Raw genomic sequence first — 18,720 nt, 5'->3', positions numbered from 1 at the left:
CAAGCTTCGGGAGTACCTGAAGCGGGTCACCACGGACCTGGCCCAGACGCGGCAGCGGCTCCGCGACGCGGAGGACGCCGACCGCGAGCCCATCGCCATCGTGGGCATGAGCTGCCGCTTCCCCGGCGAGGTCACTTCCCCTGAGGAGCTGTGGTCGCTGCTCGCGTCGGGCGGCGACGCGATCGCGCCGTTCCCCGTCGACCGCGGCTGGGACCTGGACGCGCTGTGCGACCCGGACGAGGACAGGGCCGGGACCAGCTATGTCCGCGAGGGCGGCTTCGTCTCCGACGTGGCCGCGTTCGACCCCGCGTTCTTCGGCATCTCGCCCCGCGAGGCCCTGGTGATGGACCCGCAGCAGCGGCTCCTCCTGGAGACCTCGTGGGAGGCCCTCGAACGCGGCGGCATCGCCCCCCACACCGTGCGCGGCGAGCGCGTCGGCGTCTTCGTCGGCGTGATGTACCAGGACTATGCGGCGCTGCTCGGCGACGTGCCCGAGGGCGCCGAGTCGTTCATGGCGACCGGCACGTCGAACAGCGTCGCCTCGGGCCGCGTCTCCTACACCCTCGGCCTCGAGGGCCCGGCCCTCACGGTCGACACGGCCTGCTCGTCGTCGCTGGTCACCCTGCACCTGGCCGCCCACTCGCTGCGCAAGGGCGAGAGCACCCTCGCCCTGGCCGGTGGCGTGTCCGTCATGGCCACGCCCACGTCGTTCGTGGAGTTCTCCCGACAGCGCGGCCTCGCGGAGGACGGCCGCTGCAAGCCGTTCGCCGAGGCCGCCGACGGCACCAGCTTCTCCGAGGGCGCGGGCATGCTCGTGCTCGAACGCCTCTCCGACGCGCGCCGCAACGGGCACCCCGTCCTGGCCGTCGTGCGTGGCTCGGCCGTCAACCAGGACGGCGCGTCCAGCGGCCTCACCGCCCCCAACGGTCCCTCGCAACAGCGCGTCATCCGCGCCGCGTTGGCCAACGCCGGGCTGACCACCGCCGACATCGACGCCGTCGAGGCGCACGGCACAGGCACCCGCCTCGGCGACCCGATCGAGGCTCAGGCGCTGCTCGCCACCTATGGCAAGGATCGCTCCGAAGGCCGACCGCTGTGGCTCGGCTCGATCAAGTCCAACATCGGCCACACCCAGGCCGCCGCGGGCGCCGCCGGGATCATCAAGATGGTCATGGCGCTCCGGCACGGCACGCTGCCCAGGACCCTGCATGTGGACAGCCCCACGTCCCAGGTCGACTGGACCACCGGCTCGGTGCGGCTGCTCACCGACGCCAGGCCGTGGGAGAGCGACGGGCTCCGCCGCGCCGCCGTGTCGTCGTTCGGCATCAGCGGCACCAACGCCCACGTCATCCTGGAGCAGGCCGAGGAGGCGCCCGCCGCCGAGCCCGCGCGCCCCCTGCCGTCGGCCGATCCGGTGCCCTGGGTGCTCTCAGGGCGTTCCGAGGCGGCGGTGCGGGACATGGCAGGGCGCCTGGCCGAGGTCATCGACGCGCACGATCCGCGCGATGTGGCGGCGACGCTGCTGTCCCGCTCGCTGTTCGAGCACCGCGCCGTGGTGGCGCCGGACGCGGACGCGCTGCGCGCACTCGGCACCGGCGAGCCGTCGGCCGATGTGGTGACGGGCCGGGTGGTGCCGGGGGCGTCACGTCCGGTGTTCGTGTTTCCGGGGCAGGGGGCGCAGTGGGTGGGGATGGCGTCCGAACTCCTGGGTGTCTCACCGGTGTTCAGGGAGTCGATGGAGGCGTGCCGGGCCGCGCTCGCGCCGTTCGTCGAGTGGGACTTCGATGCCGCGTTGGGTGACCCGGGGTTGTTGTCGCGGGTGGATGTGGTGCAGCCGGTGTTGTGGGCGGTGATGGTCTCCCTGGCCGCGGTGTGGCGTTCGTACGGTGTGGAGCCCGCCGCGGTGGTGGGCCACTCCCAGGGGGAGATCGCGGCGGCGGTGGTGGCGGGTGGGTTGTCGTTGGAGGACGGGGCGCGGGTGGTGGCGTTGCGTTCGCAGGCGTGGCTGGGCCTGGTGGGTCTTGGCGGCATGGCGTCGGTCGGGCTTCCCGCGGATGTGGTGCGGGAGCGGCTGACCCGTTGGGGCGATGTGCTGTCCATCGCCGCGGTGAACAGCCCCGGCGCCTGCGCCGTCGCCGGTGATCCGGTGGCGTTGGACGAGCTGGTGGAGACCCTGACCGCCGAGGGGGTGCGTGCCCGTCGGATCAGGGGCATCGACACGGCCGGGCATTCGGCTCAGGTGGAGCCGTTGCGGGAGCGTCTGCTGTCCGATCTCGCGCCTGTCTCGCCGCGTTCGGGCAGCGTCCCGTTCTACTCGACGGTGACCGGTGGGCTGTTGGACACGGCCGGGCTGGACACGGGGTACTGGTATCGGAACATGCGGGAGCCGGTGGAGTTCGAGGCCGCCACCCGCGCGCTCGCCGCAGCCGGGCACAGCGTCTTCATCGAGGTCTCCGCGCATCCGCTGCTCGGATCGGCGGTCGAGGCGACGGTCGATGACGCGGTCACCGTGGGCACGCTGCGCCGCGACGAGGGCGGTGTCCGCCGTCTGCTGCTCTCGCTCGGCGAGGCGCACGCCCATGGCGTTCCCGTGCGATGGGGCCTCGAGGGTGGCCATGTCGACCTGCCGACCTACCCGTTCCAACGCCAACGCTACTGGCCCGAGGTGAGCGTGGCCCCCCTCGCTCCCGCCGCCCATGCCCTCGGCGACTCCGACCTCTGGGGCGCCCTCGAACGCGGCGATCTCGACCTGGACGAGGCCGCCCGCGCCACCCTCACCAGCTGGCGCCGCGACCGCACCGAGAAGTCGACCGTCGACTCCTGGCGCTACAAGATCGCCTGGCGCCCCGTCGCCGAGCCCTCCACGCCCACCCTCACGGGCCGCTGGCTCGTCCTCGCCGACGCGAGCGAAGGACCCGCCGCCGAGACCGCCCAACTGGCCCTGCGCGCCCTCCGCGACCATGGTGCCGACGCCGAACGCGCCACCGCGGCAGCGGAGTTCGAGGGGCAGGACATCGCGGGCATCGTCGCGGCCCTCGACCTCGACGGCACCCTCGCCCTCGCCCGGCGCATGGCCGCCGCCCAACTCACCTGCCCCCTGTGGATCGTCACCCGCCAGGGCGTCTCCATCGGCCGCTCCGACCCGCTCGGCAACGCCGAACACGCCCTCGTCTGGGGCCTCGGACGCGTCATCGGCCTCGAACACGCCGAGTTCTGGGGCGGGTTGATCGACCTGCCCGCGAGCCTCGACGACCGGGCCGCCGCCCGGCTGGCGCGCGTGCTCGCCCGCGTCGGCGACGAGGACCAGCTGGCCGTCCGCCCCTCCGGCATCTTCGCCCGCCGCCTCGTCCACGCCCCCCTGGGCGACACCCCCGCCCCGCGCGACTGGCGACCCACCGGCACCGTCCTGGTCACCGGCGGCACCGGCGGCGTCGGCGCCCACGTGGCCCGCTGGCTCGCCGGACGAGGCGCCGACCACCTCGTCCTCACCAGCCGCCGCGGCGAGAACGCACCCGGCGCCGCCGAACTCGCCGACGAGCTCCGCGCGTTCGGCCCCCGGGTCACCATCGCCGCGTGCGACGTCGCCGACCGCGACGCCCTCGCCTCGCTCCTCACCTCGCTCGCCGACGCGGGCACCCCCGTCCGCTCCGTCATGCACGCCGCTGGCACCGCCCCGCTCGTGCCGCTCGAGGAGACCGACGCCGCGCTGCTCGCCGACGTCCTCGCCCCCAAGGTCGAAGGCACCGACCACCTCCACGAGCTGCTCGACGGCGCCCCCGGCGCCCAACCCCTCGACGCCTTCGTGCTGTTCTCGTCCAACGCGGGCGTGTGGGGCGGCGGCGGCCAGGGCGCCTACGGCGCCGCCAACGCCTACCTCGACGCGTTCGCCGAACGCCGCCGCGCCCAGGGCCTCCCCGCCACCTCCGTCGCGTGGGGCGCCTGGGGCGAGGACGGCATGGCCGCCGCCGAGGACGCCGCCCTGCACCTGCGCCGCAGGGGCCTGCTCCCCATGGAGCCCGCCCTGGCCATCGCCGCGCTCCAGCAGGCCATCGACCACGAGGAGACGTTCCTCTCCGTCGCCGACATCGACTGGGAACGGTTCGCCACCGCCTTCACCGCCACCCGGCCCCGCCCGCTCCTCGACGAACTCCCCGCCGTCCGCGCCACGTTGACCGCGCCCACCGCCGAGGCCGACACGTCGGCCGACGGCACAGGGCTGGCCGCCCGCCTGCGCGGGCTCTCCGGCGCCGAACGGCTGCGCGCGCTGGAGAAGCTGGTCAGCGGGCACGCCGCCGCCGTCCTCGGCTTCGCCGACGCCTCCGACATCGAGCCGGGCCGCGCCTTCCGCGACATCGGCTTCGACTCGGTCACCGCCGTCTCCATGCGCAACCGGCTCGCCGCCGAGACCGGCATCAAGCTGCCCACCACCCTCGTCTTCGACCACCCGACCTCCACCGCCGTCGCCCGCTTCCTCGACACCCGGCTCAACGGCGCCGACGCCGCGGCGCCCGCCACGCCCGCGCCCGTTGCCATCGCCTCCGACCACGACGACCCGATCGCCATCGTGTCGATGGGCTGCCGCTTCCCCGGCGGCGTCCAATCCCCCGAAGACTTCTGGGAGTTGCTGGCCGAGGGCCGGGACGCCGTCACCGTGTTCCCCGAGGACCGCGGCTGGGACACCGACGCCCTCTACCACCCCGACCCCGACCACCCGGGCACCAGCTACACGCGCGAGGCCGCGTTCATCCCCGATGTCGCCGACTTCGACGCCGGGTTCTTCGGGATCTCGCCCCGCGAGGCCCTGGTGATGGACCCCCAGCAGCGGCTCCTGCTCGAGACCGCGTGGGAGGCGTTCGAGCGCGCGGGCATCACCCCCGACACGCTGCGCGGCAGCCAGACCGGCGTCTTCGTCGGCGCCTCGTCATCGAACTACGCCACCAACCTCACCCGCGTACCCGAGGGCGCCGAGGGCTACTTCCTCACCGGCAGCGCATCCGCCGTCCTCTCGGGACGCATCTCCTATGTCCTCGGCCTCGAAGGCCCCGCCGTCACCGTCGACACCGCCTGCTCCTCCTCCCTCGTCGCCCTGCACTGGGCCGCGCAGGCGCTGCGGCAGGGCGAGTGCACGCTGGCGCTCGTCGGCGGCGTCGCCGTGATGACCAACCCCGGCCTGTTCGTCGAGTTCTCCCGCCAGCGCGGCATGGCCGCCGACGGCCGCTGCAAGCCGTTCGCGGGCGCCGCCGACGGCACGGGCTGGGGCGAGGGCGCGGGCGTGCTGCTCCTCGAACGCCTCTCCGAGGCCCGCCGCAACGGCCACCCGGTGCTCGCGGTCCTGCGCGGCTCTGCCGTCAACCAGGACGGCGCGTCCAACGGCATCACCGCCCCCAACGGCCCATCCCAGCAACGCGTCATCCGCCAGGCCCTCGCCAACTCCCGCCTCACGCCCGCCGACATCGACGTCGTCGAGGCCCATGGCACCGGAACGCGGCTCGGCGACCCGATCGAGGCCCAGGCCCTCCTCGCCACCTACGGCCAGGACCGGGACGCCGAACGGCCGGTGTGGCTCGGCTCGGTGAAGTCCAACATCGGCCACACCCAGACCGCCGCGGGCACCGCCGGGATCATCAAGATCGTCATGGCCATGCACGCCGGAGTCGTCCCCAAGACCCTCCACGTCGACGAGCCCACCCCGCACGTCGACTGGACCGAGGGCGCCGTCGCCCTGGCCACCGACGCCGTCACCTGGCCCGAGACGGGCAGGCCGCGCCGCGCGGGCGTCTCCGCCTTCGGCGTCAGCGGCACCAACGTCCACGTCATCCTGGAGCAGGCCCCCGAGGCCGAGCTGCCCGAACGCGCCGAACGCCCGGGCAACGCCACCGCGCCGGTCGTCCCCGTGCCGATCTCCGCCGCCACCGCCGACGCCCTGCGCGCCCAGGCCGCCCACCTTCTCGACCGCCTCGACCCCGACGCCGAACTGGCCGACCTCGCCTACTCGTTGGCCACCAGCCGCGCCGCACTCGACCACCGTGCCGTTCTCGCGGTCGCGAGCCGCGCGGAGCTGGACGAGGAGCTGACCGCGCTCGCCGATGGCCGCTCCCCGGCGGTAACGGGCCCGCGCGGCAGGGGACGTCTGGCGTTGGTGTTCTCGGGGCAGGGGAGTCAGCGGCTCGGGATGGGGCGTGAGCTCTACGATCTGTTCCCGGTGTTCGCTGACGCGTTCGACGCGGTGTGTGCGCGGCTGGACGGGCTTCTTGAACGGCCGTTGCGGGATGTGGTGTTCGGGGATGACGCGGAGGCGCTGAACCGGACGGAGTTCACCCAGGCCGCGTTGTTCGCGGTGGAGGTGGCTCTCCATCGCCTGGTCGAGTCGTGGGGCGTCAGGCCGGAGTTCCTTGCGGGTCATTCGATCGGTGAGATCGCCGCCGCGCATGTGGCGGGGGTGCTGTCGCTGGATGACGCGTGCACGTTGGTGGCGGCGCGTGGTCGTCTGATGGGCGCGCTGCCCGAGGGTGGCGCGATGGTGGCGGTGCAGGCGCCCGAGTCCGAGGTGCTGCCGCTGCTGGTCGAGGGGGTTGACCTGGCGGCGGTCAACGGCCCGGATTCCGTGGTGCTTTCGGGTGACGAGGACGCCGTGCTCGCGGTCGCCGGGCGGTGGAAGCACAAGCGGCTGCGGGTCAGTCACGCGTTCCACTCGCACCTGATGGATCCGATGCTGGAGGAATTCCGGTCGGTGGCCGAGTCGTTGACGTACCACCCGGCCCACCTGCCCATCGCGGGGCAGCCGGAGAGCGTCGACGCCGAATACTGGGTCCGCCATGTCCGTGAGGCGGTCCGTTTCCATGACGCGGTCGAGTCGCTGCGGGCCGAGGGCGTGGACACGTTCTTGGAGATCGGCCCCGACGGCGTGCTCTCCGCCCTGACCGACGGCATCCCCACCCTCCGCAAGGACCGCCAGGAGCCAAGGGCCCTCTTCGAGGCCCTGGGCCGCGTCCACGCCGCCGGGTTCGAGCCGGACTGGGAGGCACTGTTCGACGGCACAGGGGCCCGCCGCGTCGCCCTGCCCACCTATGCCTTCCAACGCGAGCGCTACTGGGTCGAGTCCGGCGGCCCCGGCGATGTCACCGCCGCGGGCGTCGGCCCCGCCTACCACCCGCTGCTCGGCGCCTCCGTCGCCCTCGCCGACGGGCGCGGCCTGCTGCTCACCGGGCGCCTCTCCCAGCGCAGCCACCCCTGGCTCGCCGACCACGCCGTCGGCGGATCCGCGCTCCTCGCCGGAACGGCCTTTGTGGAGCTGGCCGTTCACGCGGGCGACCACGTCGGATGCGAGCGCCTCGACGAACTCACCCTCGAGGCGCCCCTCGTCATCCCCGAGCGCGGCGACGTCATCCTCCAAGTTACCGTCGGCGACCCCGACATCGAGGGCCGCCGCACCGTCGCCGTCCACTCGAGGCCCGACGACGCGCCGCTTGACATCCCGTGGACCCGGCACGCCACCGGCCACCTCGACAGCGCCGCGACGCCCAACGCCCCCGCCATCGGGGAGTGGCCGCCCGCCGACGCCACCGCCCTGACCGTCGACGGCCTCTTCGACCAACTCAGCGCCTACGGCTTCGACTACGGCCCCACGTTCCAAGGACTCCACGCCGCCTGGCGCAAGGAGACCCCCGAGGGCACCGAGATCTACGCCGAGGCCACCCTCCCCACCGACGACGCCCGGCACTTCGGGCTGCACCCCGCCCTGTTCGACTCGGCCCTGCACGCCCTCGGCCTCGAAGCGCTCGGCGGCAGCGGCGACGTGACGGGCGTCGGCGAGGGCCGCCTCCCGTTCGCCTGGACGGGCGTGCGCCTGCACGCCACCGGCGCCAGGACCCTCCGCGTCCGCTTCACCCCGCGCGGCGCCCAGGGCGTCACCGTCCACGCCGAGGACCCCGCGGGTCTCCCGGTCGTCACCGTCGAGTCGCTGGTCCTGCGGTCCCTCGCCCCCGACGCGCTGCGCGCCGCCGCCCCCGGGCGCAACGACAGGCTGTTCACGGTCGATTGGGTCCCCGCCCCCACCGGCGGCACGCCCGTCGAGCCCGTCGTGATCGAGGACTTCGCGCTGTCCGACGTCCATGGCTCGCCCGAGGTCGTCCTCGCCGTCGTCCCGCCCGCAGCGTCGGCCGCCGGATCCGGCTCCGTCGTCGCCGACGCGCACCGCGCGGCCGCCACCACCCTCGACCTCTTGCGCGGATGGCTCGCCGACGAGCGGTTCGCCTCCTCCCGCCTGGCCATCGCGACAGGCCCCGGCCTCGCGCACTCCGTGGTGTCCGGGCTCGTCCGCAGCGCCCAGACCGAGAACCCCGGCCGTCTCGTCCTCGTCGACACCGACGGCACCGGCCCGGACTGGCCCGCGCTCCTCGCCGTTGGGGAGCCCCAACTCCGCGTGCGCGACGGCGAGATCACCGTTCCCCGGCTGGCCAGGGCGCCCCTCGCCGACGCCGAGCCGAAGGCGCTCGGCCCCGAGGGCACCGTTCTGCTCACCGGCGCGACCGGCTCGCTCGGCGCGCTGCTCGCCCGCCACCTGGTCACCGCGCACGGCGTCAGGGACCTCGTGCTGGTCAGCAGGCGGGGCCCCGCCGCCGAAGGAGCCGACGAACTCCTCGCCGACCTGCGGGTGTCGGGGGCCGAGGCCCGGCTGGTCGCGTGCGACGCCGCCGACCGCGACGCCCTCGCCGCGCTGATCGCCACCCTCCCCGACCTCACCGCCGTCCTCCACACCGCGGGCGTCCTCGACGACGGCATCATCACCTCCCTCACCCCCGAACGCCTCGCCACGGTCCTGCGCGCCAAGGTCGACGCCGCCTGGAACCTCCACGAGCTGACCCGCGACCGCGACCTGAGGGCGTTCGTCCTCTACTCCTCGGCCGCGGGCATCATGGGCAGCCCCGGCCAGGGCAACTACGCCGCGGCCAACGCGTTCCTCGACGCCCTCGCCGCCCACCGCCACGCCGACGGGCTGCCCGCCACCTCCCTCGCCTGGGGCATGTGGGAGCAGATCGGCGGCATGGCGGGGGAGTTGGCCGACGCCGACGCGCAGCGCATGAGCCGCTCCGGCGTCATCCCGCTCACCGCCCAGGCCGGACTCACCCTGTTCGACGACGCCCTGGCAACGGGCCGCGACCTGCTGGTCCCCATGGCCCTCGACCTGCCCGCGCTGAGCGGCCAGGCCGCCTCAGGTCTCATCCCGCCCGTGCTGCGCGGGCTCGTGCGCACCCCCGCGCGCCGGACGGCCGACACCGGCTCCGTCACCGCAGCCGACCTCGCCGAGCGGCTGGCCGCCCTGGCCGAGGACGAACGCGCCGCGCTGCTCCTCGACCTGGTCAGGACCACCGTCGCCGCCGTACTCGGCCACAGCGGCCACCAGGCCGTCGAGCCGGGGCGCGCCTTCTCCGACCTGGGCTTCGACTCGCTCACCGCCGTCGAGCTGCGCAACCGCCTCGGCACCGCCACCGGGCTGCGGCTCCCCGCGACGCTCGTCTTCGACTACCCGTCGTCCGACGCCCTCGCCCGCCACCTCCGCGAGGAGCTCGTCGGCGCCGACGCCGCGACGCCGACCGCCGCGGTGAGGAAGACCGGCGCCGCCACCGACGAGCCGATCGCCATCGTCGCCATGGCCTGCCGCTTCCCCGGCGGCGTCGCCTCCCCCGAGGACTTCTGGCGGCTGATCGACGAGGGCCGCGACGGCATCACCCCGTTCCCGGGGAACCGCGGCTGGGACCTCGGCAGGCTCTACGACCCCGACCCGCAGCGGCCCGGCACCAGCTACACGCGCGAGGGCGGATTCCTGCACGACGTCGCCGAGTTCGACCCGGTGTTCTTCGGCATCAGCCCCCGCGAGGCGCTCTCCATGGACCCGCAGCACCGGCTGCTCCTCGAGACCTCATGGGAGACGTTCGAACGCGCGGGCATCGACCCCGCGACCCTGCGCGGCAGCCGCACCGGCGTGTTCGCGGGGCTGATGTACCACGACTACGCCCACATGCTCCAGCAGACGCCCGACGGGAACGACGGCCACGTCGGCACCGGCACCTCCGGCAGCATCGCCTCGGGCCGCGTCTCCTACACGTTCGGCCTCGAAGGCCCCGCCGTCACCGTCGACACCGCCTGCTCATCCTCCCTGGTCACCCTCCACCTCGCCGCGCAGGCGCTGCGCAGCGGCGAGTGCGACCTCGCCCTCGCGGGCGGCGTCTCCGTGATGGCCGACCCGGGCGTGCTGATCGAGCTGAGCCTCCAGCGGGCCCTGTCGCCCGACGGGCGCTCCAAGGCGTTCTCCTCGACGGCCGACGGCGTCGGCTTCTCCGAGGGTGTCGGCATGCTGCTGGTCGAACGCCTCTCCGACGCGCGCCGCAACGGCCACCCCGTCCTCGCCGTCGTCCGCGGCACCGCCGTCAACCAGGACGGTGCGAGCAATGGCATCACCGCCCCCAACGGGCCATCCCAGCAGCGCGTCATCCGCGCCGCCCTCGCCGACGCGGGCCTCACGACGGCCGACGTGGACGCCGTCGAGGCCCATGGCACGGGGACGCGGCTCGGGGACCCCATCGAGGCCCAGGCGCTGCTCGCCACCTATGGCCGCGACCGCGACCCCGAGAACCCGCTGTGGCTCGGCTCGGTGAAGTCCAACATCGGCCACACCCAGGCCGCCGCGGGCGCCGCCGGGATCATCAAGATGGTCATGGCCATGCGGCACACGACGCTGCCCCGCACCCTGCATGTGGCCGAGCCGTCCGACCAGGTGGACTGGACGGCCGGAGCGGTCGAGCTGCTCACCGAGGCCCGCCCCTGGTCCACCGAGGGCCGCCCGCGCCGCGCCGCCGTCTCCTCCTTCGGCGTCAGCGGCACCAACGCCCACGCCGTCATCGAGGAGGCCCCCCGGCGTTCCATCCCGCCCCGCCCGTCCGAACGCCCCGAGCGCCCTGTGCCGTTGGCGCTCTCAGGGCGTTCCGAGGCGGCCGTGCGGGACATGGCGGGGCGCCTGGCCGAGGTCATCGACGCGCACGACCCGCGCGACGTGGCGGCAACGCTGCTGTCCCGTCCGACGTGGGAGTACCGCGCCGTGGTCGTCTCGGGCGCCGAGGGCCTCGACGCCCTGTCGCGCGGCGAACCGGCCGCGGGCGTCGCCACAGGGCGTGTCCTGTCGAGTGCGTCACGTCCGGTGTTCGTGTTTCCGGGGCAGGGAACGCAGTGGGCCGGGATGGCGTCCCAACTCCTCGACGTCGCACCGGCGTTCCGTGAGTCGATGGAGGAGTGCCGGGCCGCGCTCGCGCCGTTCGTCGAGTGGGACCTCGACCAGGCGTTGGTCGACCCTGAGTTGCTGGCCCGCGTGGACGTCGTGCAGCCGGTGCTGTGGGCCGTGATGGTGTCCCTGGCCGCCGTCTGGCGCTCCCACGGCGTGGAGCCCGCCGCGGTCGTCGGCCACTCCCAGGGCGAGATCGCCGCGGCCGTGGTGGCTGGTGGCCTGTCCCTCGACGACGGAGCGCGGGTGGTCGCGTTGCGCTCCCGGGCGTCGATCGGTCTGGTCGGCCGGGGCGGCATGGCGTCACTCGGCCTGCCAGCGGACGTCGTGCGCGAACGCCTGGCCCGCTGGGGCGACGCCCTGTCCGTCGCCGCCGTGAACAGCCCCGAAGCGTGCGCGGTCGCGGGTGATCCGGCGGCGCTCGACGAGCTGGTCGAGATCATGTCCGCCGAGGGGGTGCGGGCCCGCAGGATCAGGGGCATCCACACCGCGGCTCACTCCGCGCAGGTGGAGCCGCTGCGGGAGCGCCTGCTGTCCGACTTCGCGCCCGTAGCCCCGCGTTCGGGCAGCGTCCCGTTCTACTCGACCGTCACCGGTGGCCCGCTGGACACCGCCGAGCTCGACGCCGGGTACTGGTACCGGAACATGCGGGAGCCGGTGGAGTTCGAGGCCGCCACCCGCGCCCTGCTGGCGGACGGCTTCGGCGCGTTCATCGAGACATCGGCCCACCCCGTGCTCGGCGCGGCCCTGCGCGAGACCGCCGAGGACACCGACGTCGTCGCCCTCGGCACCCTGCGCCGCGACGAGGGCGGCCCCGAGCGCCTCCAACTCTCCCTCGGCGAGGCGTTCGTCCATGGCGTCCCCGTCCGCTGGGACATCCAGAGCGGCCGCCACATCGACCTGCCCACCTACCCGTTCCAGCGCCAGACCTACTGGCCGCAGGCGCCGACCGGTTGGTCGGGCGACGTCACGGCCGTCGGGCTCGGCGCCGCCGAACACCCGCTGCTCGGCGCGGCCGTGGCCCTCGCGGACAGCGAAGGGGTGCTGTTCACCGGGCGGTTGTCGCTCGAGGGCCACCCCTGGCTCGGCGACCACGCCGTGCTCGACACAACGGCCCTGCCCAGCACGGCGCTTGTCGAGATCGCCGCGTACGCGGGGCGCAGCCAGGGCTGCGGCACCGTCGAGGAGCTGACCGTCGAGGCCCCGCTCGTCCTGCCCGAACAGGGCGGAGTCTCCTTCCAGTTGACCGTCTCGGCCCCCGAAGGGAACGGTCGGCGGGCGCTCACCCTGCACTCGCGGCCCGATGGCGACGACATGCCGTGGACCCGGCACCTCACGGGCGCGCTCGGCGTCTCCGCCGGGCCCGCGCCCGAGCCGTTGACCGCCTGGCCCCCGCCCGGCGCCGTCGAGCTGCCGCTCGACGGGCACTACGAGCGGCTGTTCGCCGACGGCATCGCGCTCGGCCCGGCGTTCCAGGGCCTGCGCGCCGCCTGGCGCGACGGCGACGACGTGCTGGCCGACGTCGCGCTCGAGACCCCGGCCGACGCCGAGCCGTTCGACCTGCACCCCGCGCTGCTCGACGCGGCCCTGCACCCCGCCGCTCTCACCGGCGCGGGCACGACCGGGCTCCCCGCCGTGTGGTGCGGCGTGCGGATCCACTCCGTCGGCGCCGCGCGGCTGCGCGTGCGGATCACGCCGACCGGCGACAACACCGTCCGCGTCACCATGGCCGACCCGACGGGGCAGCCCGTCGCCGACGTCGACTCCGTCACGCTCAGGGCCCCCGTCGCCGCGCGGCAGGCGCGCCGCCAGGAGTCGCTGTTCTCGATCGACTGGCTGCCCGTCACCGCCGAAGGCGACGCCTCGGACACCGCGCTGGTGTCCGAGGGCGAGCCGCCGACCGCGCTGCGACGCCTCGGGCTCGCCACCGTTGCCGACCTCGCCGACCTGGCCGACCCACAGGGGACGGTCGTGCTCACATGCCCCACGGCCACGGGCGAGCCGCCCCACGCGGTGCGCGAGACCGTCGGGCGGGCGCTGGCCCAGGCCCAACGGTGGCTCGCCGACGAGCGGTTCGCCGCCTCCCGCCTCGTCGTGCTGACCACGGGCGCGGTCGTCGCCGATGCGGGCGACCCCGTCGACCTGGCCGCCGCGCCCGTGTGGGGCCTGCTGCGGTCCGCCCAGTCGGAGGACCCCGAGCGGTTCGCGCTGCTCGACCTCGACGCCGACGCCACCCCGCGCGCCGTCGCCGCCGCGCTCGCCTCGGGCGAGCCACAGGTCGCCGTGCGCGGCGACACCGCGCTGGCCCCACGCCTGGCCCGGGTGACCCCTGACGCCGATGAGTCGCCCGCGTTCGACGGCACCGTGCTGGTCACGGGCGCCCTCGGCGCGCTCGGCTCCCTCGTCACCCGGCGCCTGGTCACCGAGCACGGCGCGCGGCGGCTCGTCCTCGCGGGCAGGCGCGGCCCCGCCACCGAGGGCGCCGCCGAACTCCTCGCCACGCTCAACGACCTGGGCGCGCACGCGTCGGCCGTCGCCTGCGACGTCGCCGACCTGGACGCGGCCTCCGTGCTGATCGGCGCCATCCCCGACCTGACCGCCGTCGTGCACATCGCGGGCGTCCTCGACGACGGCGTGATCGGCTCGCTCACCCCCGAGAAGGTCGACCGCGTGCTGCGGCCCAAGGTCGACGCCGCCTGGAACCTGCACGAGCTGACCCGCGAGCGCGACCTGAAGGCGTTCGTCCTGTTCTCCTCGGCCGCCGGAACGCTCGGCGGCCCGGGCCAGGGCAACTACGCCGCCGCCAACGCGTTCCTCGACGCCCTCGCCCACCACCGCCGCGCCCAAGGGCTGCCCGCCACCTCGCTGGCCTGGGGCCTGTGGGACGAGCGCGGCGACATGGCCGAGCAGGTCGCCGACACCGACCTCGGCCGCATCAACCGCTCCGGCATCGCGCCCCTCTCGACCGACGAGGGCCTGGCCCTCTTCGCCACCGCCCGCCGCTGCGACGCCCCCGTGCTGGTGCCGCTCCGCCTCGAACTGCCCGCGCTGCGCGCCCAGGCGGCGTCCGGGTTCATCCAGCCGCTGCTGCGCGGCCTGGTGAGGGCGCCCGCCCGCAGGGCCGCCGCCGAGCCGGTCACGGGGCTGGCCGACCGGCTCGCCGGACTCGGCGCCGCCGAGCGGAACGAGACGCTGATGACCCTGGTGCGCTCGCTCCTCGCGTCCATCCTCGGCCACCGCGGCGGCGACGCCATCGACCGCGACCGCGGCTTCCTCGAACACGGCGTCGACTCGCTCGCCGCCGTCGAGTTCCGCAACAGGCTCGCCACCGCGACCGGGCTGCGGCTCCCCACCAAGCTCATCTTCGAACACGCCACCCCCACCGCCCTGGTGCGGTACCTGTCGGACGAGCTCGGCGGGGCGGCCGCCCCGGCCGAGCCGCGGGCCGTGCGCGATGACCCGGCCGACTCCATCGCCGCGATGTACCGGCGCGGGTGCGAGCTCGGCAAGTTCGAGGAGGCGCAGACGCTGCTGCGCGCCGTGGCCGAGATCCCGCCCGCCGCCGACACGTCGCTCGACTCGCTGGCCGCCATGTACCGCAGGGCCAACACCACCGGCAGGTTCGACGAGGCCGCCGACCTGCTGATGGCCGCGTCCCGCGTCAGGCCGACGTTCGCCACCCCCGACGAGCTGCCGAAGCCGCTCGCGCTGACGCCGTTCGCCCGCGGCCTCGAAGGACCGGCCCTCGTGTGCCTGACCTCCATCAGCGCCCTGGCCGGGCCCCACCAGTACTTCAAGCTCTCCGCCGCCCTGCGCGCCGTGGCCGAGCGCGACGTCTCGGTGCTGACGGCGCCCGGCTACGCCGAGGGCGAGCCCCTCGCCGACGACCTCGACGCGCTCGCCCGCGCCCAGGCCGAGGCGGTCATGGCCGACTACCCCGACAGCGGCTCGTTCGTCCTCGCGGGCGCGTCGGCGGGCGGCTGGCTCGCCCATCTGACGGCCGCCCACCTGGAGCGCGCCGGGGTCAGGCCCGCCGGCGTGATCATGCTCGACACCTACCCGCCCACCGCGTCCGACGTCACCGACACGGTCAGGCCGGGCATGATCAAGGAGGGCAACGACCGCGAGGAGAGCTTCGGCCACATGGACGGCCTCGGGCTCACCTCGATGGGCTGGTACCTGCGCCTCTTCGGCGGCTTCTGGACCCCCGCCCAGATCGACACCCCGATCCTGCTGATCCGCGCCACCGAGTACATGTCCGACGGCACGGGACCCGCCCCCGCCGCCCAGGAGTGGCAGGCGTGGTGGAGCCAGCCGCACGAGGCCGTGGACGTCCCCGGGAACCACTTCACCATGCTGGAGGAGCACGCCCCCACCACGGCCGAGGCCATCAACGCCTGGCTGACCAAGCTGCCCACCACCTGACACCCCGCACACGACAACGCACACGACAAAGGGCCGACGCCCCCGCGGAAGCGGGGGCGTCGGCCGTCACGCCGTCGGGGCGACCAGGGGGGAGGGTAGGGTCAGACGGCGCGGTACTCGGCGGCCAGCTTCTCGAGCACCGGCACGACCTCGGCGGGCGACGGGGTGGCCACGATCTCGTCCCTCAGCCGCTCGGCGGCCCGCCGGAACGACTCCTCGCCCACCAGGCGCGACACCTTCTCGCGCAGGCTCTCGCTCGTCGCGGCGTGCGCCGCCTCGTGCAGCGCCGCGCCCGCCGCCTCCAGCGTCTGCGCCGCGTACAGGCACTCGCCCATGCCGACCTGGGGAACGATCAGCTGCGGCACGCCGTAGCGCATCGCCGTCACCAGGGTCGTCCCACCGCCGTGGCTGATGATCGCCTCACACGTCGGAAGCAGCTGGTGCAGCGCCGTGTAGTCCACGAGGCGCACATTCTCCGGCACGCTCGTCAGCGACTCGCGCTGCTCGCGGCCAAGCGTCGCGATGACCTCGATGTCCAGGCCGTCCACGGCCGCGATCAGCTTGTCGACGAGTCCGCCGTCGTTGCCCGCCCTGTCCAGGCTGCGGCCCAGGGTCAGACACACCCGGGGCCGGGTCGGCTTCTCCTCGCGCAGCCAACGCGGCAGCTCCGCACGGCCGTTGTAGGGCACGAACTGAACGCCGTAGTCCACCGTCGTCGAGTCCCCGGCGCGCAGGCTCGGCGGCTGGTGATGCAGCGTGAACTGGCCCGAGATCAGCTCCTCGCCGAACTCCGCGCCATGGCGCTCGAGGATCGGCTCCAGCCACGCCCGCATCGGGTCGAAGTCCGCGCCCTCGGGCTGCTCCGCCTTGAGCTTCAGGAACCGGTCGCGCATCGGCGACCACACGTCGGGACCCCACAGCAGCCGCCCGTGCGCCGCGCCCACCACCTTGGCCGCCACCGGGCCCGCGTAGGTGGTGTGGTCCCAGATCACCAGGTCGGGCCGCCACTCCTCGGCGAACTCCACGAGGCCGTCCACCATCGGGTCGTTCAGCAGGCCGTAGGCGATGTGCACCATCGCCCCGTAGTAGCCCTGGAAGAACTCCCACGACCTGTACTCGTCGGGCAGCGTGTACGGGTCGACCGCCTTGCCCTCCTGCTCCTCGGCCGAGCCGGCGTACTGGGCCAGGATCTCGTACAGGTTGTGGTCGCTGCCGACCGCGACCGCGGGCAGCCCCGCGCGGACGATGCTCTCCGCCCCGGCGGGATGGCTGGCCACGATCACGTCGTGCCCTGCGGCCCGCGCCGCCCAGGCCATCGGCACGAGGTTGAAGAAGTGCGCGTCTTCCGACACGGTGGCGAACAGGACTCGCATGGAGTCTCCTTCGTGGGCTGGCTTCAGGGGCCGCCTGGGGTGGGTGCCATGCGCAACGGGGCCCCGGAACGATGGAGACCGGTGCGGGCTCGTCCGGCGGATCGCCGCCGAGCCTAGGGCGGCACGGAGCCCGCTCCAACCCCCTAGTCCCGCGCACAGGTGGCACGGCTCCGCCGGGTAGGGGCAACGGCGCCACCCCTAGGGGTTGTCGCGAACGTGAACCCCCCCGGACGGTATTCGCATGAGTGACCACACCCCGGGCGCCGTCCTGTTCTGCTCCATTTCCTCACGCGGTCAGCTGAACCCCCTGTTGACCATCGCGAAGGAGTTGGCCGCGCGCGGCCGTTCGGACCTGTGGTTCGCGTCGGACGCCACCGTACGGCCCGACGTGGAGGCGCTCGGCGGCGAGTCACCGATCCGCTTCGTGGACCTTGGCGCGCCCATCCGCCGCGTGACCCCGAGCCTGTGGGACGACGCGGCCTACGCGGCGACCACCTCGCCGTCCCGCTGGCGCGGCTATGTGGCGTTCATCCGCGAGACGCTCGACGTCGAGTCGTTCACCGAGAAGTACCGGGCCCTTGACGCCGAGGTCGCGCGCGTCAGGCCGTCGCTCATGGTCGTGGACGCGGCCACCGTCTACGGCATCGAGGTCGCCATGACGCGCGGCATCCCGTTCGTGCTCAGCGTGCCCTATCCGCTCAGCGGCCTCTTCCTGCCCCGGCTCCCCAAGAGCTACCCGACGCCGTTCTCCGGGCTGCCACGGGACATGACGCGCGGCCAGCGGATCCGCAACCGGCTGTTCCGCGCGCGGTTCCTGACCCTGCCGTTCCAGCGGGGCGTCGCCAAGCAGGCCATGGCGTTCGTCGAGAGCCGCAAGAAGCTCGGCATCGTCAACCCCACAGGCGACGTCGGCGCCAGGATCGACGCCGCCACCGCGATCTTCGCCTACTCGGTCTTCGGCCTCGAGTACCCCTTCCCCGTGCCGGACAAGGTGCGCATGCTCGGCGCCGTCGTGCCGCCGCTGCCCGAGGCGCCGGGCGACGACGGGCTGCGCCGCTGGCTGGACGAGCGCGAGTCGGTCGTCTTCATGAACTTCGGCACCATCGCCCGCCCATCCGCCGCGCAGATCACCGCCCTTGTCGAGGTGGCCCGCCGCCTCGGACCCGACCGCGCCGTGCTGTGGAAGCTCAGCGAGGCCCAGCGCGAACTCCTCCCGCCCGAGCGTCTGTTGCCCGACAACCTGCGGATCGAGTCATGGGTGTCCTCGCAGTTCGACGTGCTCGCGCACCCGCATGTGCGCGCGTTCGTCTGCCACGGCGGCGGCAACAGCGTCAGCGAGGGACTGAGCTTCGGCAAGCCCATGGTGGTGCTGCCGCTGTGGCTCGACTGCCACGACCTCGCCGTCCGGGTCGCCGACAGCGGCGCCGGGCTCGCCGTCCCCGACACCGGGCTCGCCGACGCGGCGGCCATCGGCGACCGCCTGGCGCGCGTCCTCGACGAGCCGGGCTTCACCGAACGCGCCCTGAGCGTGGGGCGGTCGCTGCGCGAGGCGGGCGGCGCGCCACGGGCCGCAGAGCTGATCGCCGAGTACGCCGACCGCGTGGCCGTCACCGTCTGACCCCGCCCGCGACTCCGGCCCCGCCCTCG

The 18,720-nt window shown here is 74.3% G+C and carries 2 protein-coding genes and 1 pseudogene; 2 read left to right on the top strand and 1 reads right to left on the bottom strand.

The window, feature by feature from the left end:
* Nucleotides 1-4 precede the first annotated feature (4 nt).
* Nucleotides 5-15,667, top strand: a pseudogene (locus tag D7318_RS27060) (type I polyketide synthase); the annotation flags it as partial.
* Nucleotides 15,668-15,801: 134 nt separating this feature from the next.
* On the opposite strand, the gene D7318_RS27055 reads toward D7318_RS27060, so the two are convergent.
* Entirely contained in the window at nucleotides 15,802-17,073 is a 1,272-nt protein-coding gene (locus tag D7318_RS27055; protein WP_120699848.1) for an activator-dependent family glycosyltransferase, read from the bottom strand.
* 241 nt (nucleotides 17,074-17,314) lie between these two features.
* Here D7318_RS27055 and D7318_RS27050 point away from each other — a divergent pair, with 241 nt between their 5' ends.
* A complete protein-coding gene (locus D7318_RS27050) occupies nucleotides 17,315-18,691 on the top strand; it encodes a glycosyltransferase (protein ID WP_120699847.1) in 1,377 nt (458 codons plus the stop codon).
* The last annotated feature ends 29 nt before the right edge of the window (nucleotides 18,692-18,720 follow it).

The sequence above is a fragment of the Streptomyces radicis genome (assembly GCF_003626575.1).
Lineage (GTDB): Bacteria > Actinomycetota > Actinomycetes > Streptomycetales > Streptomycetaceae > Streptomyces > Streptomyces radicis.
The sequence above is the reverse complement of the archived record's forward strand: the minus strand, read 5'-3'. Positions and strand labels throughout refer to the sequence as shown.